24 protein-coding genes and 1 pseudogene are annotated in these 25048 nt (G+C 33.3%); 17 read left to right on the top strand and 8 right to left on the bottom strand.

Translation table 11 applies throughout. From position 1 onward, the window contains the following. Positions 1-76: 76 nt before the first annotated feature. On the top strand, positions 77-631 hold the full coding sequence (locus ACFFGA_RS13215) for a thioredoxin family protein (RefSeq protein ID WP_386064794.1): 555 nt from the start codon (positions 77-79) through the stop codon (positions 629-631). Then, positions 628-1152, top strand: a complete 525-nt coding sequence (locus ACFFGA_RS13210; RefSeq protein WP_386064792.1) for a GNAT family N-acetyltransferase — start codon at positions 628-630, stop codon at positions 1150-1152. Before ACFFGA_RS13215 ends, ACFFGA_RS13210 begins: the two co-directional genes overlap by 4 nt. An 85-nt stretch (positions 1153-1237) precedes the next feature. Here the strand turns inward: ACFFGA_RS13210 and ACFFGA_RS13205 are convergent, their stop codons facing one another. Continuing rightward, entirely contained in the window at positions 1238-1963 is a 726-nt protein-coding gene (locus ACFFGA_RS13205; RefSeq protein ID WP_386064790.1) for an energy transducer TonB, read from the bottom strand. Between the two features lie 165 nt (positions 1964-2128). After that, positions 2129-4279, bottom strand: a complete 2151-nt coding sequence (locus ACFFGA_RS13200; RefSeq protein ID WP_386064788.1) for a TonB-dependent receptor — start codon at positions 4277-4279, stop codon at positions 2129-2131. A 210-nt stretch (positions 4280-4489) separates the two neighbouring features. Here ACFFGA_RS13200 and ACFFGA_RS13195 point away from each other — a divergent pair, with 210 nt between their 5' ends. From ACFFGA_RS13195 to ACFFGA_RS13185, 3 genes are read left to right on the top strand one after another with little or no spacing between them, the layout of a single operon-like run. Next, on the top strand, positions 4490-5176 hold the full coding sequence (locus ACFFGA_RS13195; RefSeq protein WP_386064786.1) for a lysoplasmalogenase: 687 nt from the start codon (positions 4490-4492) through the stop codon (positions 5174-5176). A gap of 31 nt (positions 5177-5207) precedes the next feature. Then, complete coding sequence (locus tag ACFFGA_RS13190; RefSeq protein WP_386064784.1) at positions 5208-5702, top strand: RNA polymerase sigma factor; 495 nt, start codon at positions 5208-5210, stop codon at positions 5700-5702. Positions 5703-5706: 4 nt separating this feature from the next. After that, positions 5707-6339 carry a DUF8845 family protein gene (locus ACFFGA_RS13185; protein ID WP_386064782.1) on the top strand — a complete coding sequence of 211 codons (633 nt, stop codon included), beginning with the start codon at positions 5707-5709 and terminating at the stop codon, positions 6337-6339. 99 nt (positions 6340-6438) lie between these two features. Here the strand turns inward: ACFFGA_RS13185 and ACFFGA_RS13180 are convergent, their stop codons facing one another. Then, positions 6439-7239, bottom strand: a complete 801-nt coding sequence (locus ACFFGA_RS13180; RefSeq protein ID WP_386064780.1) for a lysophospholipid acyltransferase family protein — start codon at positions 7237-7239, stop codon at positions 6439-6441. 48 nt (positions 7240-7287) lie between these two features. Next, positions 7288-7929: an NUDIX hydrolase gene (locus ACFFGA_RS13175; protein ID WP_386064779.1), complete on the bottom strand. Its 642-nt coding sequence runs from the start codon at positions 7927-7929 to the stop codon at positions 7288-7290. A 2-nt stretch (positions 7930-7931) separates the two neighbouring features. Between ACFFGA_RS13175 and ACFFGA_RS13170 the strand changes: the two genes are divergently transcribed. From ACFFGA_RS13170 to ACFFGA_RS13155, 4 genes are all read left to right on the top strand, one after another. After that, positions 7932-8627, top strand: a complete 696-nt coding sequence (locus ACFFGA_RS13170) for a peptidylprolyl isomerase (RefSeq protein ID WP_386064777.1) — start codon at positions 7932-7934, stop codon at positions 8625-8627. 112 nt (positions 8628-8739) lie between these two features. After that, positions 8740-10884 (top strand): M3 family metallopeptidase, encoded by a 2145-nt coding sequence (locus ACFFGA_RS13165; RefSeq protein WP_386064775.1) that lies wholly within the window; start codon positions 8740-8742, stop codon positions 10882-10884. A gap of 46 nt (positions 10885-10930) precedes the next feature. Beyond that, positions 10931-11518: an SRPBCC family protein gene (locus ACFFGA_RS13160; protein WP_386064773.1), complete on the top strand. Its 588-nt coding sequence runs from the start codon at positions 10931-10933 to the stop codon at positions 11516-11518. Next, entirely contained in the window at positions 11502-12128 is a 627-nt protein-coding gene (locus ACFFGA_RS13155; protein WP_386064771.1) for a dioxygenase family protein, read from the top strand. Before ACFFGA_RS13160 ends, ACFFGA_RS13155 begins: the two co-directional genes overlap by 17 nt. Before the next feature lie 13 nt (positions 12129-12141). Here ACFFGA_RS13155 and ACFFGA_RS13150 read toward each other — a convergent pair whose 3' ends face one another. Both ACFFGA_RS13150 and ACFFGA_RS13145 read right to left on the bottom strand, forming a co-directional pair. Further along, positions 12142-12759, bottom strand: coding sequence for a trimeric intracellular cation channel family protein (locus tag ACFFGA_RS13150; RefSeq protein WP_386064769.1), 618 nt, complete (start codon positions 12757-12759; stop codon positions 12142-12144). 181 nt (positions 12760-12940) lie between these two features. Beyond that, positions 12941-13666: an RDD family protein gene (locus ACFFGA_RS13145; RefSeq protein WP_386064767.1), complete on the bottom strand. Its 726-nt coding sequence runs from the start codon at positions 13664-13666 to the stop codon at positions 12941-12943. A gap of 35 nt (positions 13667-13701) precedes the next feature. Here ACFFGA_RS13145 and ACFFGA_RS13140 point away from each other — a divergent pair. From ACFFGA_RS13140 to ACFFGA_RS13110, 7 genes and pseudogenes are all read left to right on the top strand, one after another. Then, positions 13702-14710, top strand: a pseudogene (locus ACFFGA_RS13140) (stage II sporulation protein M). Further along, entirely contained in the window at positions 14707-15627 is a 921-nt protein-coding gene (locus ACFFGA_RS13135; protein WP_386064765.1) for a hypothetical protein, read from the top strand. Before ACFFGA_RS13140 ends, ACFFGA_RS13135 begins: the two are co-directional and overlap by 4 nt. Positions 15628-15658: 31 nt before the next feature. Beyond that, on the top strand, positions 15659-16348 hold the full coding sequence (locus ACFFGA_RS13130; protein ID WP_386064764.1) for a DUF4129 domain-containing protein: 690 nt from the start codon (positions 15659-15661) through the stop codon (positions 16346-16348). Beyond that, on the top strand, positions 16341-17546 hold the full coding sequence (locus tag ACFFGA_RS13125) for a DUF4350 domain-containing protein (protein ID WP_386064762.1): 1206 nt from the start codon (positions 16341-16343) through the stop codon (positions 17544-17546). The genes ACFFGA_RS13130 and ACFFGA_RS13125 overlap by 8 nt, the downstream gene beginning before the upstream one ends. Further along, positions 17546-18598, top strand: coding sequence for an AAA family ATPase (locus tag ACFFGA_RS13120; protein WP_386064760.1), 1053 nt, complete (start codon positions 17546-17548; stop codon positions 18596-18598). Before ACFFGA_RS13125 ends, ACFFGA_RS13120 begins: the two co-directional genes overlap by 1 nt. Further along, positions 18598-19929, top strand: coding sequence for a DUF58 domain-containing protein (locus ACFFGA_RS13115; protein WP_386064758.1), 1332 nt, complete (start codon positions 18598-18600; stop codon positions 19927-19929). The genes ACFFGA_RS13120 and ACFFGA_RS13115 overlap by 1 nt, the downstream gene beginning before the upstream one ends. A 221-nt stretch (positions 19930-20150) precedes the next feature. Next, a complete protein-coding gene (locus ACFFGA_RS13110) occupies positions 20151-20573 on the top strand; it encodes a DUF2141 domain-containing protein (RefSeq protein ID WP_386064757.1) in 423 nt (140 codons plus the stop codon). Positions 20574-20661: 88 nt separating this feature from the next. Here ACFFGA_RS13110 and ACFFGA_RS13105 read toward each other — a convergent pair whose 3' ends face one another. Beyond that, positions 20662-21141, bottom strand: a complete 480-nt coding sequence (locus ACFFGA_RS13105; protein ID WP_386064755.1) for a Dps family protein — start codon at positions 21139-21141, stop codon at positions 20662-20664. A gap of 105 nt (positions 21142-21246) precedes the next feature. Here ACFFGA_RS13105 and ACFFGA_RS13100 point away from each other — a divergent pair, with 105 nt between their 5' ends. Beyond that, positions 21247-22185 (top strand): LysR substrate-binding domain-containing protein, encoded by a 939-nt coding sequence (locus tag ACFFGA_RS13100; protein ID WP_386064753.1) that lies wholly within the window; start codon positions 21247-21249, stop codon positions 22183-22185. A gap of 153 nt (positions 22186-22338) precedes the next feature. Here the strand turns inward: ACFFGA_RS13100 and ACFFGA_RS13095 are convergent, their stop codons facing one another. After that, the gene (locus ACFFGA_RS13095) at positions 22339-24909 is read right to left on the bottom strand and encodes a T9SS type A sorting domain-containing protein (RefSeq protein WP_386064751.1); all 2571 of its coding nucleotides are present in this window, start codon (positions 24907-24909) and stop codon (positions 22339-22341) included. Positions 24910-25048 lie beyond the last annotated feature (139 nt).

Genomic DNA, 25048 nt, shown 5'->3' with positions numbered 1-25048 from the left:
TTTCAGTATCTTTTTCGTTAAGACGAAAACCATTTAATTAAACACTAAAATACTAAATTATTAATATAAATAAACAATGGCGAGAACAGAATCAAATATGTTGCCTTTAGGCACTAAAGCACCAGACTTTAAATTAGTGGATACGGTTGATGATAAAATTAAATCCCTACAAGAATTAAAGGGTACTACAGGTACATTGGTTATGTTTATTTGTAACCACTGCCCTTTTGTTATACACGTCAGTTCCCAACTATCACAGTTGGCAAAAGATTATATCTCAAAAGGTATAAAGTGTATTGCAATTTCTAGCAATGACGTTGATAATTACCCACAGGATGCTCCGCATTTAATGAAGAAAAATGCTATTGACAATGCTTATATATTTCCATACCTATACGATCAAACCCAAGAGGTTGCCAAAGCATATGATGCGGCATGCACACCAGATTTCTTTTTATTCGATGACAAATTGGAATTAGTTTACGCAGGTCAACTAGACGACTCAAGACCAGGAAACAGCATACCTGTTACTGGAAAAGATATCAGAGCAGCTATGGATGCTTTAATAAATAATGAAACTGTAAACCCAAATCAAAAACCCAGCATGGGTTGTAATATTAAGTGGAAGTGAATGCCAAAATAGAAACCCAGCGCTTAATCCTAAGACCAGTCACTCTTGATGACACTCAAGATTTTTTTGAAATGGACTCTAATCCTAAAGTACATATTTATCTAGGTAATAAGCCAGTGACATCTTATGAACAGTCCGAAGAAATGGTTCAAAATATTTTGAACCAATATAAAAACTTTGGTATTGGCAGATTAGCTATGATTAAAAAAAATACTAATGAGTTTGTTGGCTGGTCTGGTTTAAAATATGAGCGCGAAGTACGTAAAGAATTTAACTATTACGACTTAGGCTACAGACTTAAAGAACAATTTTGGGGAATTGGTTATGCTACAGAAGCCGCTTTAGCTTCTTTAGATTATGGGTTTAATGATTTGAAATTAGATAAAATTTGTGCGGCAGCAGAACACCATCATGTTGCTTCAAATCGTATTCTTCAAAATATTGGCATGCAACTCTACGGCTCTTTTAAATTTGATAGCGTGGATTGTAATTGGTATGTGATGGAAAACCGATTTCAATAAACAACAAAACCTCTTTTATAAGAGGCTTTGTTTTCAAAATCAATTTAAATCAAATCAGTCTTCTAAACTAAGTTTAATAAATCGTTTACTGTTTTTGTAATTTGAAATTAATAGGGATACTGTATGGTACACCTACAGGTCTGTTTCGTTGTTTACCTGGTTCCATAGTTGGCAATAAACTTATAATACGTTCGGCTTCAGTTTCTAGAATTTTGTCTGGGCCTCTACTTTGTATATTAGAAACCTTACCATTTTTATCTATTAAGAAAAATACAAATACGCGACCTTGAATATTTAATTCGGATGCAATTTCAGGATATTTAAAGTGTTTTTGCAAATGCTCTTGCATTTTTCTTTGGAAGCATGCTTTTAACTCCGCGTTATCGCCTGTACAACCAGGAAATTGTGGTACAAACTCTATGACAGCAAACGGTACTTCAATATCTTCTTCTATTTCCTCTACTTCAACTTCCTCTATACCTACCACACGTTCTTCAATAACATCGTCCTGTCCTATTTCTGTACTTTCAATAACCGTTTCTTCTATTTCTTCAACATCCTCAACTACAGCAATAGCTTCTGTAACAACCTGCTTTGGTGGAGGAGGAAGCGGAATTTCGATAGTTGTAATAGGAATATCCTCTTCAATCTGCTCGTTTAACATTAAGACATCAATCTTAGTGCTTTCTGCATGGTAAGTCTTATGTTCTAATCCTAAGTATGTAATGAGTAACATTACGTTTAAGCCAACAGCAAAATATAAACTACTGTTTCGACCTACATTAGCTCTTGGGTTTTTTTTAGCTTCCATAACGTTTAATTTTATACTTTAAAGTTACCCAACATAATCCTTATAAAGCATGACATTTATCATGTTTACCTGAATACCAAGCATTTAAAACACATTCATATAGAATAAAAAAGCTAAAACCGGATAATGCCAAACGGAGACATCGTAACCTCCAACTTTTAAAACCTACAAATTATCCAACTGATTATCGGTTCCGTCTTCACTAAGAGTCCAAAAGAAACCTACAAAGAAGAATTGGTCTGCAGCTGGTGTTAAAGCACGTCTACTAAAGTTACCGCTAACATCTGGCGTATTGGCATACTGATATCCGTTAATGTTTTTAAAGCCCAATACATTGTTTACTGAAAAATACAGGATTTTCTGAGGACTTAACAAGTATGCCCAGTTCACACTCATACTATTAAACGATTTAGTGCGCTCACTTAGAAAATTGTTTGTGTTTGGGTTGGTAAATGGTCTCCCTGAAGAATAGCTGTAGCTTAAACCAACTTGGCTTTTCCAATCGTCTATCCAATACTTACCAACTATAGATAAATTGTGTGTTGTAGCATAATTAGGCTGAGCAGATTCTTGAAAATTTCTATAATTACGTTCTGTATCTAAATAGGAATAACTCACCCAATAATCCAAATTTTTAATTCCTGTGTTGTCTCTCCAAAAGAGATCAATACCTTGCGCGTAACCATCTCCATTTGAAGTGTAGTTACTATCAAAACTTTCAAATTCTGTATCAAATTTCACTAAGTTGTCATAGGCTTTTCTATAGGCTTCAGCTCTAAAAATTTTACCATTATTTACATATTGATAGTTTAAAATATAATGTGATGTTTTTTGAGCTTTAAGCTTTTGTTCAAACTTTAAAATTGCACTGTTTGGGTTTTGATAAAAATTACCATACGCTAATGAAAACTGTCCGTTAGTTGATGTTTTATAAGCTATAGCAGCTCTTGGAGCCACATTAGTTTCATTGAATATAGAACTATGATCTGCTCTCAAGCCTACTTTTAATGCCAAATCTTTTGAAAAAATTAAATCAGATTCTACAAAACCTGCTGTAATATTGTTCTTAAATCCATAGGTTTCATCAATTGATCCATCTTTAAAATTTTCATCAAAATCTGTAATAAATTGTTCTGCACCAAAGCTTAGCTTAAATCTACTATTGAAACGCTTTTTTAGCTTTAATTTAAAGTGTGCTGAGTTTTCAGTATCAGAAATATCACTAGTTTCAATACCAATTTTTGTATTTGCAAACGTATAACTAAGACCTGTTTGTAGACTCCAATTATTATTCAAAATGCCTCTATAAGACGTGTTTAAATAGAAATTATTGTTATTCAGTTTATAGCTCAATCCATCCTCAAGGTTAATATCGTCTTGGGTTAATTCAAAATTAGAAGTATCAAAAGCTGCGTAAAACTTTAAGATTCCATTGTCTAATTTTTGTCTAAAAACTGTTTCACCTTGCGCTCCTTGATAAGGCTTTTTCCAATCGTTTCTATCTTCAAACAATTCTAAATATGGTGCAAGGTTAACATAAGAGGCATTAAAACTCAAAGATGATTTTTCCCATTTTTGAGTATTACCCAATGCTGCGCCAACGGTCATAATTCCTATATCTGTTTTTTCTTGGTCTGGTTCATCTATGGTATTTAACAGCAACACACTGGACAGCGCTTGTCCAAATTCAGAGGAATAACCACCAGTAGAAAACGTTATTCCATCAAATAAAAATGGAGAATAACGACCACGTGTTGGCGTGTTGTTAGCTGTTGGTGTATAGGGAGTGAACACTCTAATACCATCAATAAAAATCTGAGTCTCATCTGCATTACCACCTCTTACAAATAAGCGTCCATCTTCCGAAACATTTGAAGTACCAGGAAGTGTTTGCAAAGCACCTACGAAATCACCTAAGGCACTTGCTGTAGTGACAACATCTAACGGTTTTAGTACAGAAACCTTACTGTTATCATTAGCTTCAAAAGTACCAGCACTCAATATTACAGCATCTAGAGCTTCTACATCTTCTCTTAACCTAATCTGAAGATTAGATAATTTAGTTACATCATCTACAATAGTCTTGGTTTCATAAGACAAAAACGAAACAATTAAAGTTTGTGTGCCTTCTTTGTCTGTAGTGAAACTAAACTGACCTTCATCATTTGATGTATCACCATCGTAAGTACCATCTAAATAAACATTCGCGCCAATTATAGGTTCACCTTTATTGTCGAAAACTTTTCCAGAAATAGTTGTTTGAGAAAAGCTAAAATTGATTAGAAATAAACAGACGATTGTTATTAAATATTTCATTTTTGATTTGATTTTTTGATTGATGATTAAAAGTTCGTTTTTTGATACTGAAATTAATTCAGGTTAAATTGATGAGACAAATTTGTGGCATTTATAAGCCCCAAAGAATTCTATTTTACCGAACTGTAAGATTTCAATGATGAATTGAATATATTTGATAAATAATGGACATTTGGCAAGGAATAACCAAAGACTAATACAACTACCATAATGCTTACAAATACCGAAAAACAATTTAGTATTCTCTTCTTTATCATTGTTCTTTTTGAGCTTATAACAGGAAGCACAGCAGCATTGCAAACAGCGCATTATATAGCAAAACCTTCTATTGTAATTAGTCTTATCTTTTTGTTTGTAAAGACTTCAATATCACTGCCAAAATCAGTTAAAAGACTAACATTATTAGCTTTGTTATTTTCTTTATTGGGTGATGTTCTGCTAATGTTTGTAGATACATCTGAACATTTTTTTACCTTTGGTTTGGTCGCTTTTTTAACGGCTCATATTATGTATGTACTTGTGTTTTTAAAGCACAGAAATAAAGAAAAGTCACCTTTTGGTTTTATTGCAATATTATTAATTTATGCTGCTTGCCTATTCAACTTTTTAAAAGATGGTTTAGGAGATATGCTTATACCAGTTATAGTGTATATGATTATAATTTTAACAATGGCAACCACAGCATTCTTAAGAAAAAATAGAGTTAATATTCTTAGTTATGGCTTGGTATTTTTAGGTGCTTTAAGTTTTATGATTTCGGATAGTATTCTGGCACTCAATAAGTTTTATCAACCTATTCCATTATCTAATATTAGCATCATGCTAACCTATGCCTTGGCACAATTTTTAATTATTTTAGGAATCTTAAAAATAAGTGTAACAAACTCTAAAGTATAACTACTAACAAGTAACTAACCAATTTCATCAATTGAACAAAGAACTAGAACATAGTTTTGTAGAACAGTTGCAAAAGCATCAAAACATTGTGCATAAGGTATGTCGTTTATATACCAACAATACAGATGCGCATAACGATTTGTTTCAGGAGATAACAATTCAGTTATGGCGTGCGTATCCCAAGTTTAGAGGCGACTCAAAATTTAGCACTTGGATGTATCGTGTAGGCTTAAACACAGCAATTACACTTTACCGAAAGTCTAAAAGAAGAATTAATACGCAAGAGTTTGATGCGGTTGAGTTTAAGATTAAAGCTGAAGAATATGATGATACTGAAGAGCAACAGTTAAAACTTTTATACAAAGCAGTACATCAGCTAAATGATATTGAAAAAGCCTTGGTTTTCTTGTATTTAGAAGACAAAGACTATAGAGAAATAAGCGAGACTTTAGGTATAAGTGAAGTCAATGCACGTGTAAAAATGAATCGTGTAAAAAAGAAGTTAAAAACAATATTAAATCCGTAAGACTATGGATGAATTAGAATTATTAAAGAAAGATTGGAATAAAGAAAGTACAGCGTTTAAAAGCTATGCTGATTCTGATATCTATCCAATGTTGCACAAAAAATCGTCTTCTATTGTAAAGACGTTATTTTATATCAGTATTGCGGAATTAGTATTTTGGCTGTTGGCTGGCATACTACCTTATTTTCTATCTCCTAGCTTTAAAGAAACATTAGACGAAAGTTACCAAAACCCTCTGTTTTTGGGTATAAGTATATTCAGTTATGTTGTAATTCTTACATTTATTTACCTTTTATATAGATCTTACAAATCAATATCTACAACAGATAGTGCTAAAAGATTAATGGAAACCATATTAAGAACCCGAAAAGTGATTAAGTATTACGTGGTTTTTAATTTAGCAATGATTTTTCTATCTATACCGCTTTCACTTTACTTTGAATACCAAGACAATCCTGAGTTTCATCAACAAATAGTTGATGCAAACACCAATCAGATGTTAATGATCTATGGTATTGTAGTGTTAATTGCAGGAATATTTCTACTACTAATATGGCTGTTCTACAGACTTATTTATGGGATATTACTTAAACGTCTTAACAGAAATTATGACGAACTTAAAAAGCTTGAGGTATAAATAAGTTTAAACGATTTCAGGCTAGCCAAATAGACATTATTTCCCTTTCTGGTAAATCTCAGAAACCTTTAGTAAATCAAAACAATAAGTCAAGGGGCTTTACCAATCTCTAAGCTCTTTATTTAAACGTTCCTTTTCCTCTAGTTCTTCTTGTGGAATAACCTTTAAAAATGAAGGATGTTGTTCAATGGCATATTCAATCTTTTCAACGATTTCAGCAATAGATTCATTTTCATAATCTATTTGAAGCGGTTCTTTCACTTCAAATGTTTGGTAAATATTCTTCTTTTTAATCCGAAGTCCTTTTTTATCAAACGAACGTCTAAAACCATCAATAACAATAGGCACAACAATAGGTTTGTAAGTTTTAATAATATGAGCTGTACCTTTTCTTATAGGCTTAAAAGGTGTTGTGGTTCCCTGAGGAAATGTTACTACCCAACCATCATCCAAAGCTGTTTTTATCATAGTAATATCGCTCATTTTCACTTGGCGATTAACATCTTTACCTTGAGAACGCCACGTACGCTCAATACTAATTGAGCCAGTGTAGGCAAATATTTTGGGTATCAATCCAGATTTCATCGTCTCTTTAGCAGCAACGTAATACATGTTTAATTTAGGATTCCAGAGATAACCTACATTTTTTATATTATCCAACCGACCACTTAAACTCGCATTAAATACATGGAACATAGCTATAACATCAGCAAAATACGTTTGATGGTTAGAAATAAACAACACATTAGTATCTGGCAAATTCTTTATAATATCAGAGCCTTCTATCTGTAAGTTATTAAAGCCTCTAAAACGCCTATGTGTTAATAAGCCTAAGATTCTAATAAGCCACTTTTTTACAAAGAGTATATGTCCAAAAGGATTCTTTTTGAATAATCCCATAGTTAGTATTCAGTTTTTGTCAACTACAAATGTAAGAAATATGATAAGCTACAAGACTTGTTTTAACAAGTCTTTAATTTCACCCAGCATCATTGCTGTTGCTCCCCAAACAATATGACCATTAAGATGAAATGCAGGAACATCCACCTCAACACCAAAAGACGTTGGCACTCTTGTAGTTATGGAATTAGTATCATCTAGAAAACTATCGATATTTACTTCTATGATTGCTTCTACCTCATCATCTTGTTTTATAAACTTTAAAACAGATTTAGAAATAGCAACATAAGGATGCACCATAAAATTACTAGGCGGAATATATAATGGCGACATGGTCTTTATAATTTCTAACTTAGATTTAGGCACACCAACCTCTTCTTCCGTTTCTCTAATTGCAGTAACCATTAAGTCCTTATCCTCTTTTTCATACTTGCCGCCTGGAAAACCAACCTGTGCAGAATGTACACCTTTATAGGTTTTACGTAAAATTAGCACCAAATACGTTTCGCCTTCTGTATTGGGATAAAACAGTGCCATAACTCCTGCTTTTTTTGCCTGTTTTGCCTTTTCTTTCATGCGTTCGGCCAACTCTAAGCGGTATGGAGGAGACATTTTAGCATGCGAAATTTCGCCAAAAAGTTCTAGATGCCTTATTTTTACTACAGATTTTAAAAACGTATCAAAACGCATTTATGAAAATTAGATTGGTTATACTTTTAACTTTATTTTTATGGAATTGTGAAGATAAACAAACTTCAAAACAAACAAAGAAGACCACTACAAAAGATTCTGTTGTTGAAACTATAGATCAAAAACCAGAAAAGAAACCCAAATTTCCTATACTTACAGACAACAATGCCATGGAGTTCTTTTTGGAATACGAAAAAGAACACAAGGAAAACAAAGTGCGGATATATACTGATTTTGGAAATATAGACATTCTACTCTATGACAAAACCAAGTTTCATCGTGCTAATTTTATTTACCTCACCAAACGCAAGTATTTTGATGGCACGCAGTTTTATCGTGTGGTTAAAAACTTTGTGATTCAAGGCGGAAGTAGCGATGCAGTAGATTTATACAAAAAACGACGAAAAATAGGCAAGTATCTATTACCACCAGATACCAAACGCGGCTACACTCATAAGCGAGGAGCGATATCCATGCCAAGTAGCGAAATTGAAAATGCTTATAAATTAGCATCCCCATTTCAATTCTTTATCATTCATCGTCCTGGAGGAGCTGACTATTTAGACAAAGATTATACGGTTTTTGGTGAGGTCATTGAAGGCATGGATGTGGTGGACAAAATCAATGCTGTTGAAACGGACGATGGAGATTGGCCTTTGCAGAATGTGTACATTAGGAAAGTAGAAATTATAAAATAATTAAGACTTCCTTTTTTAAGTTTTTAGTACCTTGTTTACCTATTAATTTTTTTCTAGAATGTCACCTTGAGCGCAGTCGAAAGTTCATTTTAGTACTAATAAACTAACTACAATGATTTCTAAATCAATCAAAATTGCCGTACTAGGCAGTGTAATTCTATTTACAAGCTGTAAAGAAGAACCAAAAACAGAAGATAAGCTCATGACAGACAATATACTTTTACAAGAGTGGGAAGGACCATACCAAGGTGTTCCAGCTTTTGATAAAATGAATGTGGCAGACATAAAAGAAGCTGTAGAAAAAGGTATGGAGCTTCAACTCAAAGAAATCGATGCCATTGCCAATAATGAGGAAGCACCAACTTTTGAAAACACCATAGTTGCTATGGAAAGTGCAGGCAAACCACTTAATAGAGTGTTTGCATACTATGGCATTATGAGTAGCAATGTGTCTTCACCAGAGTTCAGGGAGGTTCAGACGGAATTAGCACCAAAATTATCCGAGTTTAGGTCTAAGATTTCACAAAACGAAAAATTATTCCAACGTATTAAAGCTGTTTATGAAGCTTCTCAAAAAAAGCCTCTTGAACCTCAAGCGCAACGTGTTGTAGATTTAACCTATAAGCAATTTGAAATGAATGGTGCTAACCTCGATGCCGAAAAGAAAAAGCGCTATGCCGAAATCAATAAAGAGCTTTCAACCTTATACACCAAATTTTCCAATAATGTATTGCATGATGAAGAAAACTACGTCACTTACTTAACTAAAGATCAGTTAGGTGGTTTGTCTGATGGTTTTATAAAATCTGCTGCAAAAATAGCAACAGACAAAGGACAGGATGGTAAATATGCTATTACCAATACGCGTTCATCTATGGATCCTTTCCTTACCTACTCTACCAATCGTGAATTACGTAAACAAGTTTGGGAAAACTATTACTCAAGAGGAGATAATGGAGATGAATACGATAACAACAAATTGATTGCTGAAATTCTAAAACTTCGTAAAGAACGTGTTGGCTTAATGGGTTACGACAATTATGCCGAATGGAGATTGCAAGACCGCATGGCAAAGACTCCTGAAAATGCCATGGAATTAATGCTAAAAGTTTGGCCAGCAGCTACTGCACGAGTTAAAGAAGAAGTAGCTGACATGCAAGCTGTAGCCAATGAGCTTGGAGATAATATTACTATTGAACCTTGGGATTATCGCTATTATGCTGAAAAAGTGAGAAAAAAGAAATACGATTTAGATAGTGACGAAGTAAAACAATATCTACAATTAGATAAATTGACAGAAGCCATGTTCTTTGTCGCTGGTGAGTTATTTAATTATAAATTTACACCTGTAGAAGAAGGTTCAGTTCCTGTATTTCATGAAGATGTGAAGGTTTGGGAAGTAACAGATAAAGACTCTGGCAAACACATAGGCCTTTGGTATTTAGACCCTTATGCTCGTGAAGGTAAACGTTCTGGTGCTTGGGCTACAACCTACAGAAGTTCCACAACGTTTGAAGGTGAAACCAATGTATTGGCATCCAACAATTCTAATTTTGTAAAACCAGCTCCAGGCGAAGCAGTTTTAGTATCTTGGGATGATGCTACTACGTTTTTCCATGAATTTGGTCATGCATTGCATTTCTTCGCAGCAGATGTAAAGTATCCGACACTTCAAGGTGGAGTTAGGGATTATACAGAATTTCAGTCGCAATTATTAGAGCGTTGGTTATCTACGGATAAAGTGATTAATCAATTTTTGGTTCATCATGAAACTGGAAAGCCTATTCCAGCTGAGTTGGTTGAAAAAATTAAAAAGGCATCAACCTTTAACCAAGGTTTTTCTACAACAGAATATTTGGCATCAGCTTTAATCGATATGAAATTACACTTAGCAGACCCAACCAATATTGACATTGATAAATTTGAACGTGAAACTTTAGACGAATTAGGTATGCCAAAGGAATTACCAATGCGTCATAGAACACCACATTTTGGTCACGTATTCTCAGGTGAAGGTTATGCTACAGCTTACTACGGTTATATGTGGGCAGATGTGTTAACAAGTGATGCTTCGGAAGCATTCAGAGAGGCTCCAAGCGGTTTTTACGACAGTGAAATTGCTGATAAATTGGTAAAATATTTATTCGCTCCAAGAAATGCTATGGATCCAGCTGAAGCTTACAGAAAATTCAGAGGACGTGATGCCAAGATTGAAGCCTTAATGCGAGATAGAGGGTTTCCTGTGCCGCAGGAATAATATTTACTAAAATTGATACTAACTAACCATTTTAAAACATAGAACCATGAAAATCTTAAAGTACATCGTCATTGTTATAGCCATTTTAATTATTGGCTTTTTATTGTTGGGACTACTAAAACCAGAAGTAGCTTACGACAGTGAAATTGTTGTAAACAAACCCTTAGCTGAGGCTTGGGCTGTAACACAAGATGAGGCTAAAATGGCCGATTGGTTGCCAGGCTTTCAGAAAGTTGAACATGTCAGCGGCACACCTGGTACAGTTGGCGCTGTATCTGATGTCTATTTCATCAATGAAGGTCAAGAAATGGTAATTCGGGAAACGATTACCAACCTAGTACCTAACGAGACCATTGAAATGACCTTTACTTCAGATTTTATGAATATGGACTATAAACTGAACATGGCTCCAATGGATGGTAAAACAAAAATAACTTCCAGTACCACAACTGTGGGAAATGGCATACTTGCTAAATCCATGATGGCATTGGCAGGAAGCTCGATTAAGGCACAAGAAGAAACCAATCTTGAAAATCTTAAAAAAGCAATTGAACAAAACACTAAGGATTATTTCCCAGTTGAACAAACGATGAAAGAAGGTGAAATGACCATTGAAAATGAAGAAATTAATTAACATAGCAATTATAGCATTAACTATTATTTCTTGTCAATCACAAGCGAAGAACAAAACTGACAAAATAGTTGGCGGACCATGCGAAGGTTGCGAAGCACTATATGAATATGGTGAAAAAAAACTGTCTTCAATTGATACACTGCCAAAATTTGAAGCCTCTAAACCTAAATTAAAAATTACAGGTACGGTTTACAAAAAGGATGGTGTAACTCCAGCAAAGAATATTATTCTCTACATATACCACACCAATGAAAATGGCATATACGAAACCAAAGGTGACGAAAAAGGCTGGGCAAAACGCCATGGTTATATTCGTGGTTGGATAAAAACGAATGTTGATGGTGCTTATACGTTTTACACATTTAGACCAGCGTCCTACCCAAACACTAATGCACCTCAACATATTCATATAACAGTAAAGGAACCAAATACCAATGCCTATTATATTGATGACATCATGTTTGAAGATGACAAGTTTCTTACCGATGAATTCAAAAAACGTTTGGGTAGCAGAGCAGGATCTGGAGTTGTGCTGCCCAAATTAGAAAATGGAATTTTAACTGTAAAACGAGATGTAATATTAGGCTTGAATATTCCTGATTATGATTGAATTTATCAATTAACTACTCTAATTCCTCCTTTTTATACAAACTAGGCAAACTAATTTTGTAGCGTACTGCAATTAATCGTACTGTAATTACAACTACGGCTACAATAACAAACAGGTAGTTTCTATCTTCAAAAAAATGTAGTAACAGAAAATAAGTTAACCCACCTAAAATACAGGCTGTGGCATAAATTTCCTTTCTAAAAATAACAGGAATTTCATTGCATAAAATATCTCTAATCACACCACCAAAGCAAGCTGTCATCGTACCCAACGCTATACAGATTAAAGGATGCAAACCTGCAATAAGCCCTGTTTCTATACCAATTACTGTATAGAGTGAAATCCCGATAGTATCAAACAAAAAGAGCGATTTTCTAAGGTAACTGATGCGTTTTCTAAAAACTACAGCAAACACGGCAGAACCGATAATTACATAAACAAAAGTCATGTTCTTCATCCAAGAGACTGGCTCTATACCAACCATCACATCACGTAAGGTTCCACCTCCTACGGCAGTTACAAACGCAATTATAAGTACTCCGAATGGATCCATCCGTTTGCTCATGGCAACTAAAGCACCTGAAATGGCAAAAGCAATGGTTCCTAAGATGTCTATAATTTGAAAAAACATATTGTTGTTTTGTCACTCCTGCATAAGCAGGAATCTATTTATATAGTTAGTTTGTTAAATTTTGTCAACTACAAATTTTTACAAACAGTTGAACTTTAGCGTCAAAAGATTCCGAAATAAATTCGGGATAAACGATATTCACAATTTTGTCTGCGCATGCTTGCCAAAATTGGAATCCTGTTTACATATTTTGGGTATAGTAATTATAATCTTTGAGGATAGTATCAATAAACTTTACATCATAAAGTTTTGTTTCAATCTGCAAAACATCACATACTTTATTTTTCAGCATGGTAAGCGTTTTAAAATCATTGTTCTTCTTTGCTATTAAAAATGCTTCTTTTACTATACGAATATCTTTATCTGTTAGTTGCGTTACATTACTAAAAACGGGTTCGTAATCGTCATTAATCTCTTCAAGGATTGTACTGGTGATTTTATGTTTTTTCTTTACACTTATCACTACAGTTCCCGCAGCAGCATCACCAATTCTTTGTTTTTTGTCTGATAATAATATTGAAAGAATACCTATAGAAGGCGAAAAAATCCATAAATCCACAATTCTTAACATCCAGCGTACAAAAAAGTTATACCATTCTGTAGGAGAACCATCAACTTTTACCACCTTTATTTTCATAATCATTTTTCCAACGGTTTGTCCTCCAAAAACAATATGGCAAATTACCGAATAGAAAAACGCAGGTAATAAAAATAAACCTGTAAAACCTCTTTTTGTCCAACCATCTGCATCAAATATTTCTGACAAGTTTACTAGGTTTTCCATTATGGTTATATAGGTAATCAAAATAACACCATCAATTAAGAAAGCAACCATGCGCTCACCTAAACCAATTAACTTATAATCCAGGTTGACATTTTGTGCTGTGTTAATTGCTAATTTGCTCATTGAAATGTATATTCGTTTTTAAATTGAAATGATTTATGCGCGAAGCGTCTTTCGTGAAGCAAAATAAGGAAAAATGGATTGGTTTTGAAAACGGCATTGGAGAATAATGCAAAAATAAATCCAGATGACTTAGCTTCATACTACATTCAACTTACTAATGACTTATCTTATGCCCAAACCTATTATCCTGGCAGTAAGACGTTGTTGTATTTAAATTCATTGGCTTCGCAAGCGCACCAAAAAATTTATATCACAAAAAAAGAATCTAAAAACAAGATTGTTTCGTTTTGGAAAGACGAATTTCCTTTATTTTTTAGACAGTATCACAAAACGTTACTTTATGCTTTTTTAATTTTTATAGCAGCAGTGATTATTGGTGCTGTTTCTACTTTAAATGACGATTCCTTTTTAAGACTAATTCTTGGTGATGGTTATGTAAACATGACTATTGAAAATATTGAAAAAGGAGAACCTATGGCTGTTTATAAAAGCGGGAGTAATATTGGTTCATTTTTAGGTATTACGATTAATAATATTAGAGTTGCGATTATTGCTTTTGCACTTGGTGTTTTTTTTAGTGTTGGTACGGTTTGGGTTCTGTTTAGTAATGGTATTATGTTAGGATCTTTCATTACTTTCTTTTACAACTATGGTATTTTAGAAAAAACTTCGACCGTTTGGCTACATGGCACCATTGAAATTTCTGTAATTGTCATTGCAGGTTGTGCTGGTTTAGTAATGGGTAATAGCTTTTTATTTCCTAAAACATACTCTAGACGTGTTGCCTTTATGAAAGGTGCAAAAGATGGTTTAAAGATTGTGGTGAGTACTATTCCTTTTTTTATTATCGCTGGTTTTATTGAAGGCTTTATAACGCGTTATGGAGAACAAATGCCTTCATTTTTGGCTTATGGCATTATATTTATTTCACTTTTTGTTATCATATATTATTATATCATATATCCAATACTATTAAACAAAGCTGTGAATACTGAGGTTACTAAAACAAATTCTGAATTAATACCCAAACCTAATAAATCGTGAACGAGAAGTATATTGAACTAAGAACAAGAAGTACGTTTGGAGATATTATAAATACCTACTTTTTATTCCTAAAACATAATTTTAAATCCTATACTAATTTATATCTAAGATATAATGCCATTAGTATTATCCTAACATTAATCTGTTCTTATTTATTGGTTACAGGTTTTATGGGCTTGGCAAGTAGAGATTTTAGATTTGGCATGGGCAACAATGTTGCCACAGATAGTTATTTTATTGCTGGTGCAGTGATTCTTTTTTTAATTGTCTTTGTTACCTCTTTAATTAATTATAGCTTTTCTAGTGCTTATGTGGCCGAATACGTTAATAATGAAGGTGAAATTGTTTCAAAAAATATTTGGAGAAGCATTTTGAGTAAGATAGGAACCATCATCATTTTTATTCTTATAGGTGGGCTTTTATATATCGCATATCTTGTTGTTTCTGGTATATTGACGTTTATTCCATTCTTAGGAATGATTATTCAGTATGGTTTAAGTTTTACCATAACAGCTATTTTTGGATTGACGTTCATGTCAATTTTTGCAAATAAAAAAGGATTTGGAGAAGCTATTTCCGAAGGTTTCGATTTTACGTTTTCTAACTTTTGGCGTGTTGTATTGTATGGTTTGGTTATTGGTATTCTTAATATGATGATTTTAGCAATGCTATCTTCAATACCATCAGTTATTATGGGAATTTATGTTTACTTTTCTGTTGACAGTGGTGTTGATATAGCTACAAGTGTATTTGCAAAAATAGTTCTCACTTTATGGTTTGCCTGCTTTTTGCTTGCGTTTATCTACAGCCAAGCGCTATCTCAATTGTCTTATGGTATTCTTTATTATAACCTTTATGAAGTGAAGTATAATATATTCCTTCAAAAGAAAATAGATCAAATTGGTGTTAATGAGTAAACAAGGGCTCAAACATATAAACGGGTCGCTTTTGACATTTTTTTGTACTTCATTGGTATGGGCTCAAGATAATGTGGTAAAACGCGATTCATCAAACTTAGATGTCACCTACTTTAAGGATAATTTTAAAGACAATTACTCCGGAAACGATTTTAACTATTCCATAAATGATACTGGAGGTATCAACCTAATACAGCGTATTCTTAGATCATTTTTTACATGGTTGGGAGATGTTTTTGGGTTTGATATTGATTGGTTAGATTATCAAACTATGGAATATATAGTTTACGGTCTGTTAGGTATTATTGTGCTATATCTTTTGATAAAATTCTTACTGCAAAACCCTATTAGTTCGGTTTTTAAAACCGAAGACAAAACTATTAAAGGCTTTACTTATGTTGAGGAAAATATTGAACAGATTGATTTTGATAAGCTCATTAAAAAAGCCTTAAAAGCCAACAATTACAGGTTGGCCACACGCTATATGTATCTAAAAACACTTAAAGTTTTAGCTAGTAAAAAGACTATTGAGTGGCATTATGACAAAACCAATACAGACTATCTTAATGAAATTAAAGACTCAAAGCTAAAAAGCCTATTTAAGCGTGTATCCTATATCTACGATTATGTTTGGTATGGAGAATTTCCAATAGACGAAGTAAGTTTCAACAAAAATAAAGACGATTTTAATCAACTTATAAAAACCACACAGCATGGATAAGCGTTCTAAAATAGCGTTGTACGTTATTGGTGCTGTGATTCTTTTTATGATAATTGCAGAAGTCACTAAACCCAAAGCACTCAATTGGCGTGACTCCTACTCTGCAGCAGATAAAATTCCTTTAGGTTGTTATATTCTTTTTAATGAACTTGAAACATTTTCTGATGGTGAAGTACTCATATCTGAGCGTTCTGTGTATGAATATTTAAAAGACGTTGATACAACAGCTTCAAAATCTTTAGTGTTTATTAATAATTATCTAAGTTTTGGGTCAGAAGAATCTAAAACTTTAATGGACTTTGCAAAAAAAGGGAACACCGTTTTTTTGAGTGGCAATTATTTTTATGGTAATGCCTTAGATTCATTAAACATTGTTGTTGAACGTCAATACAGTAACCTCTATAAAAAAGAATCCAATCATAAATTTACAAGTCCAAGTCTTCAAAAAAACAATCGCTTATTTAAAGACGTTATAGAGAATAGTCACTTTAGTTCTATAGATACTTTAAACACCACCATTTTAGGTACTGTAACAACTAAAGATGAAGACAATTATGACGAAACATATCCGAATTTTATAAAAGTTGACGTTGGTGAAAAAGGCGGACAATTTATTTTACACACCAACCCTTTCGCCTTTACCAATTACCATCTTATGGCAGATAATGAAGATTATGCAGCTACTGTTTTATCTTATCTACCTAAACAGCAAATTATTTGGGACAACAACTATAAAAGTGGCAGAAAAGTTGTGACAAGCCCTTTGCGATATATCCTTAATAACACAGCATTGAAATGGGCATTTTACATTAGTATGTTTAGCCTTATTTTATTTGTGATTTTTAGAGGAAAACGTACCCAACGCATTACACCTGTTATCAACAAATTAGAAAACGCTACAGTAGATTTTACCAGAACCATTGGCGAACTATATTACCAACATGGTGATTTTACTAACATCATAGAGAAAAAGATTCAGTATTTTCTAGAGTTTGTTCGTAGAAATTATTACCTAGATACTAATCAACTTAATCAAAATTTTATTGAAAAATTAGCCGTTAAATCCAGTAATACTAAAGAAGATGCCAAAGCTTTAATAGATTACTTGGTCTTTTTAAAATCTAAAACAAATCACACAGAGCAAGAACTTATAGAGCTCAATAAAAAAATTGAACATTTCACAAAACAGAAGCTATAATGGAAGAACAGAACATACCATCGTCAGATCATTTAGATGAAACAACTAATAGTAACCTAAATGACACTACTGAAAATAATTCTGAAGACTTTAAGAATCGTATAGACTTAAAGCCTTTACAAGATAGTGTTGAACAAATAAAGCAGGAAATAGCTAAATTTATTGTTGGGCAAAACGAAATGATAGAACTATTAATCATTTCTATACTTACCAATGGCCATTCTTTAATTGAAGGTGTTCCTGGTGTTGCAAAAACAGTTACTGCTAAATTATTGGCAAAAACCATGGATGTAGATTTTAGTAGAATACAGTTTACACCAGACTTAATGCCTAGTGATATTTTAGGGACTTCAATTTTTAATGTAAAAAATAGCGAGTTTGAGTACAAAAAAGGGCCAATTTTTTCTAACATAGTTTTAATTGACGAAATAAATAGAGCGCCTGCAAAAACACAAGCCGCATTGTTTGAGGTTATGGCAGAACGCCAAATTACAATGGATGGTACACGTTACGATATGGAGCCACCATTTTTAGTATTCGCCACACAAAACCCTATTGAGCAAGAAGGCACTTATCGTTTACCAGAAGCTCAACTAGACCGTTTTTTGTTTAAGATTGAAGTCGATTACCCATCTTTAGAAGACGAAGTTCAGATTTTGGTGGACAATCACAAAAGGCAAGATAATATGGACTTTAGTACCATTACATCTGTACTTACTGCAAATGCTATTAAAAAATACCAAGACTTAATAAAACATATCGTAGTAGAGGACAATTTGCTAAACTATATCGCCAGCATTGTAAATAATACACGTAACAATGCTAACCTCTATTTAGGTGCCTCACCTAGAGCATCTATAGCCATTTTAAATGCAGCTAAAGCCAATGCAGCAATAAATGGAAGGGATTTTGTAACACCAGATGACATTAAACGTTGCACAAAAGCCGTTTTAAAACACCGACTTGTACTAACACCAGAACGCGAAATGGAAGCCTTTACAGTAGATAAAGTTGTAGATCAAATATTAGAAACTATAGAGATTCCTAGATAGTGAAACGCTTTTTTAAACATACCTATTTAACCTTTCGGTTTTTTATAGTTGCTATCATTTTTGTGGCACTATTTATTCTGGCATACATATATCCAGGATTATTAGGTATTGTTATGCTTTTATTTTTTGTAGCTTTAGGTCTAGTGCTTGTAGATATTATTCTATTATTTAAACAAAAAGGTATTTCGGCTTCAAGAATTCTACCAGAAAAACTAAGCAATGGAGACGATAACCCAATAGAAATAACACTACAGAATAACTATAATTTTAAAACAGCTCTAACCTTAATTGATGAGATGCCATTTCAATATCAAAAGCGCGATTTTGAAATTCTGACGCAACTCAATAAGCATGAAAAGAAGAAAATAACTTACACCTTAAGACCTCTAGAGCGAGGCGAGTATCATTTTGGCAGTTTAAATGTCTATGCCAATTCACCAATTGGTTTAATTACCAGACGCTTTCAGTTTGCCAAAGATGCCATGGTACCAAATTACCCTTCCTTTTTACAGCTACGTAAATATATGCTGCTGGCATTTTCTAATAAACTATTTGAGTATGGCTTAAAGAAAATAAGACGTATTGGCCATACCATGGAGTTTGAACAGATAAAGGATTATGTAACTGGTGATGATATAAGAAACATTAACTGGAAAGCTACAGCCAAGCGTAATCAATTAATGGTAAATCAGTTTCAGGACGAGCGTTCACAACCAATATACAGTGTTATTGATAAAGGCAGAGCCATGAAAATGCCTTTTGAAGGATTAAGTCTTCTGGATTATGCTATTAATGCCACTTTAGTGATTAGTAATGTTGCATTAAAAAAGCAAGACAAAGCTGGTATGTTCACCTTTTCTCGTAAAGTTGAAAATAAAGTAGTTGCAGAACGCAGACCATCTCAGATGAACAAAATTCTGGAAACTTTGTACAATGTCAACACCGATTTTTCTGAATCTGATTTTTCAAGGTTATATATAGACATTAAACGGAGCCTAACGCAGCGTGGCTTGCTTCTACTATACACCAATTTTGAAACTTTAGATGCATTGCATCGACAGTTACCATATTTAAAAGCTATTGCAAAAAATCATCTATTGGTAGTTATCTTTTTTGAAAATACAGAATTACATAAACTTACTAATGTAGAAGCTCAAAATACTTTTGAAATATTTCAAAAAACCATAGCTGAAAAATTTATGTACGAAAAGAAGCTTATCGTTAATGAACTTCAAAAACATGGTATTCAATCTATATTAACTGCTCCAGAGCATTTAACTATTAATACAATTAATAAGTATTTAGAGATTAAGGCTAGAGGTTTGATTTAGTTGTTAGTTGTTAGTTGTTAGTTGTTAGTTGTTAGTTGTTAGTTGTTAGTTGTTAGTGATAGTACGCAGCTCAAAACGAATAAACAAATCCTCACATAAACTTTTTAAACCACAACTCATCCTATTAAAACTACAGTTCGGTAATTGCTATTAGTTAAGCCTTTAGTTTTATTGGATATTTGAATCATCAATAAACAAATAACAATTAAAACACTATCATCATGAAAAATTTTATTTTAACCATCGCACTAGTTTTAACCTCAGCATTTGGATTTTCTCAAGAAGAGCATAAAGGCATCACAATTACAGTAACAATAGATAATGCAAAAAATGACAAAGGCAAAGTATTGATGTCGTTACATACATCAGACACCTTTATGAAAGGGAAAGGCATTGTAGACGCGGAATCTGAAATAAAAGACGGAAAAGTAACTATAACTTTTGAAAACGTTAAACCTGGAGACTATGCTATTATGGCATTACACGATGAAAATGGAAACGAAAGAATGGATTTTCAAGAAAACGGTATGCCTTTAGAATCTTATGGAATGTCTAACAACGTTATGTCTTTTGGACCACCACAGTATGATGACGCTAAATTTAAAGTTGAAGACAAAGATTTAGAATTAAATATCAGGTTCTAAAACCTAAATAGCATCAATCAATCAATCAATCAAAAAAGCCAGCAAATATGCTGGCTTTTTTTACTAATCTACTAACTATTAATCTAATCTACACAGTTTCTCCCAACCATGCCTTCATCATCCAAACCGTTTTTTCTTGTTCAGTAATAAAATCACTCATCATAGAATTTGTCCCTTCATCATTAGCTTCTCCTGCTGCTTCTAAAATTGAACGTTCTATTTTTAATAGCTCACTTAATGATTCTACAATAAGCTCTACAGCTTTTTCATCTTTAGATATGTTTTTTCCTACTGGTACTTTGGCTGCTTTTGTATAATCTTCAAACGTATGCAATGGTGTGGCACCTAAAGTTAAAATACGTTCTGCTATTTCATCTACTTTAAGATTTGCATCTGTGTATAATTCTTCAAATTTTACGTGCAAATCGAAGAAAGCTCTACCTTTTATATTCCAATGAATACCTCTTAAATTCTGGTAATACAATTGAAAATTTGCTAACAATTGGTTTAAATCATCAGCCAATGCTTTGGTCTTTTTGGTATCTAAACCTATACTATTTAATGTCATAATTATATCTTTTTTTGTGTAGTACAAATTTACATCACAATTAAAATTATTTTACTATAGTTTTTATAAATAGTTTTTATATTTTTATAGTCTAAATGAATACCTATGACAATCACACAACTAAAATACGTGCTAGCTATAGCAGAACATAAAAATTTTACAAAGGCTGCAGAAAAATGTTTTGTTACGCAACCAACTTTGAGCACACAAATACAAAAACTTGAAGATGAACTAGATATAACCATTTTTGACAGAGGTAAAAAACCTATAGAATTGACAGATGTTGGCAGAAAAATTGTTTTTCAGGCCAGAAATATTGTTAATGAAGCCGATCGCATTCAAGATATCGTAGATCAGCAAAAAGGCTTTATTGGAGGTGAATTTAGGCTAGGAATTATTCCAACAGTAATGCCTACGCTTTTACCTATGTTTCTAAATAACTTTATAAAGAAGTATCCTAAGATAAAATTAAAGATAGAAGAGCTAACCACCGAGGAAATTATAACACGTATCAGTGATGGGCATTTAGATGCTGCCATTGCTTCTACTCCATTAGAAAGCGATAACATAAAAGAGCGTGTATTGTATTACGAGCCTTTTGTAGCATACATACCAAATAGTCATAGACTAAGAGATAAAAAGACCATTGAAGTAGACGATTTAGACATTGAGGATATGTTACTTCTAGAAGATGGGCATTGCTTTAGAGATGGAGTTATAAACCTATGCAAAGCGTTTAAAAATCAAACAGATGATCATTTTCAGTTAGAAAGCGGTAGTATAGAAACATTAATAAAGCTCTCTAATGAAGGCATGGGAATGACACTTCTGCCTTATTTGCATACTTTGGATATTAAAGAAAAACTAAATTCTAATCTAAAACATTTTAAGGAACCATCTCCAGCTAGGGAAGTCAGTATAATTTATCATAAAAGTGAATTAAAAATGCAGATTATAGATGCTATGCATAATGTTATTTCAGGAATTATACGAGGAGCAATAGCTTTTCAGAATGTAGAAATAATTAGTCCAGTAGCTAAGTAAAATTGTACATCATCATTGTTTTCAATGAATACGATTAACTAAAGAATACATAGAAATTTATATGCAAAAAAACCGTTGAAGATATCTTCAACGGTTTGATCTAATTTTATAAAACCTGTCAACCTATTTTAGGACGACCAAATTGGTATTATCTTATTCAATTATAATTTTTTGAGTTGAAGTGTACTTACCACTGGTCATTCTTACAACATAAGTTCCAGATGAAACATTGGTAACATCTAACTCATTATTACCCATTACAAGTTTTCCTTGTTTTACAATACCTCCAATAACGTTATACATTACATAATCTAGTTCTGGTGTCGCAGAATCTAATTTTATATTTAATACACCGTTTGAAACCGGATTAGGGAAAATAGATGGTGCAATACTTCCTTCTAGTTCAACCTCATCAACACCTAAAGTACTGTTGTTGATACTTATTTCCCATAGACCTCTTCCATAGGTTCCAGCAACCAATTTATCTACTGTGTAATTAATTTCTAGGTCATTGATAATAACATTTGGTAAATCTTGACCTAATGGCAACCAATTATCTGTACCCACTTTGTAGTAAACTCCTAGTTCGGTGCCTAAAAACAAAATTTCTTCAGTTTGGTTCTGCTTTAAAATAACCTGCTTCATTAAAATATTAGGTAATCCTGCTGAGATATTAGTCCATGTACCACCTCCGTCAGTTGACTTAAATACTTTTGAACCGTCAACATATCCTCTTACAGTAGCATAAACTATATTTGCATTGGTTTGATTAAAGGTTACTGAGTTCATTCTGGCTGATGCTTCAGGTTCCACAAGGGTTGACCATGCACCTCCATCGTTAAGAGATTTTCTTCCTCCGTTTTCTCCAATAACAAATAAGTTGTTACCGTAGGTATCAATATATTCTATTTGACCAGCACCAGAGTTTAGGTTAGTCCAAGTATCTCCTTTATTTGTGGACTTATAAACTTCTGCAAAACCACCATACAAAGTTGTTGAAGTGGTCGTATTCATTTTTAAAGTCCAAACGAAAGGTGCACCTGAAGTCGGTGTCGTAAGATCTACATCTCCATCATAATTGTTTGCAAAGCCTGTATCAGTTCTAATAAGTGCTCCGTTTTGTGCCCCTAAATATCTAATACTTGGGTTATTATAATCAATTGCTGTACATGTACCATCACCAGCCAATGCTGCAACCCATTTAAGTGTACCATCCTTCATCTCTAGGCTATAACCATCATTATCCTGGTTACCCATAATTTTATGGTCTTCACTCTGTGGAGAAATTGCTACTGAATATAACTGTGTAATAATAACTCCGTCAGATTTATAATCTACTGTTGGTTTCTCTTCTGATTTGGTTGGGTACGTAACATATATTAAGCCTCCATCGTTAACAGCCCAAAATGAATAACCAGAATCTAAATAACCCATTTCATGAATATCTGCATGCCCATAAGAACCAGCAGAGCTATTATCTTCCCATGCATTATTTAAAGTCGTGTACCAAACACCTCCATTGTTATCAGAATTAATGGCATCTACTCCTCCACTAATAATTAAACCATCTTTTACTACCAAAGCCATATTATATGCGCCTTGAGGGTTATAATTTGTAGTAGGATTACCCAATGTGGTCAATGCTGGAGTCGTTGCACTCGGGTTGTATGTAGATATTTGCCCTGATTTTGCTTGCACATAAAAAATACCAGTTGCAGCATCAGCAGTTACCGAATGACGCTCATAACTGACTCCTTCAGATTTTATGGCTGTCCATGTCGTACCATTATCTGATGAAAACATTAAACCTCCCCAACTATCGGCACACATAATATTTGAACCATGTCTATGAAATTTTCCTATTTGCGCATCAGGATATGGGTGTGTATATACATTAGTCCAAGTAGCACCTCCATCTGTAGTTTTCTTAATATATTTATTAGTACCAACAATTACCGTATTGTTATCAATTACAATAAGGTTAGATGTAGATTCTCTGTCTGCAAGGCTAAATGTTAATCCCGTGGATTGATACGTTTCACCAAAATCTGTTGATTTTAAGACACCAATAGATTTAATATGGTCAGCATCATAGTCTCCTGTAGAAACATAAATAGTGCCTGGATTATTAGCATCAGTAGAAGCACTCTTTATATCTGTAACACCGATACCTGCAACAAAGTCTAATTTTGGCACCCAAGTATTCCCATTATCAATTGATTTCCATATACCACCATTTGGAGCGCCAACAAAAAGAACATTTTCTGCCGTAGGCACTTTTACAAATCGCATAAAATTGGTCAACCTACCCATTTGTGGGAAATTAGGATAACCATTAGCATCTGGCACAGTTTGTGGGCCAACATTAGTCCATTGTTGCAAACTTTGGCTAGACTTTGACATCGTAGTATATGGGAAATTAATAGAGCCATCAGCGTTGATTAGACCGGCATTGTACCAACCTTCTAACTCGCTTGGAAAATTCCCTTGAGCATCTACCCTATCTTTCCAGTAGTAAGCCCATCTTTCAAATTGCTTTTCTGCTTTGATATCAGCTTTAGAAAAAGCTGTAGCGCTTTTCTTCATTGCAATTTCATTTCGTACTTCATTAACAATTTCGAAGTAATTACTTCCTGGTTTTGCGGAAGCTTTTTTATAGTCCAAGGATTGTGCAAATACAACTGAACTACATAGACATAGAATTAAAATGTAAATTTTTCTCATAAGTAAATAATTTGGTTAAAATAGCTAATACAAATATCTCTAACCATCCTAAAACCGCAATAAATATTACTACGCACTAACTACGCAGTTAAAAAAATGATATGTTATTTTAACATTTTGCCACATGGCAAATGGAAAG

The sequence above is a fragment of the Winogradskyella pulchriflava genome (genome assembly GCF_042434315.1).
Lineage (GTDB): Bacteria > Bacteroidota > Bacteroidia > Flavobacteriales > Flavobacteriaceae > Winogradskyella > Winogradskyella pulchriflava.
Note: the sequence above shows the minus strand (reverse complement) of the source record. Positions and strands in the feature narration are given on the sequence as shown.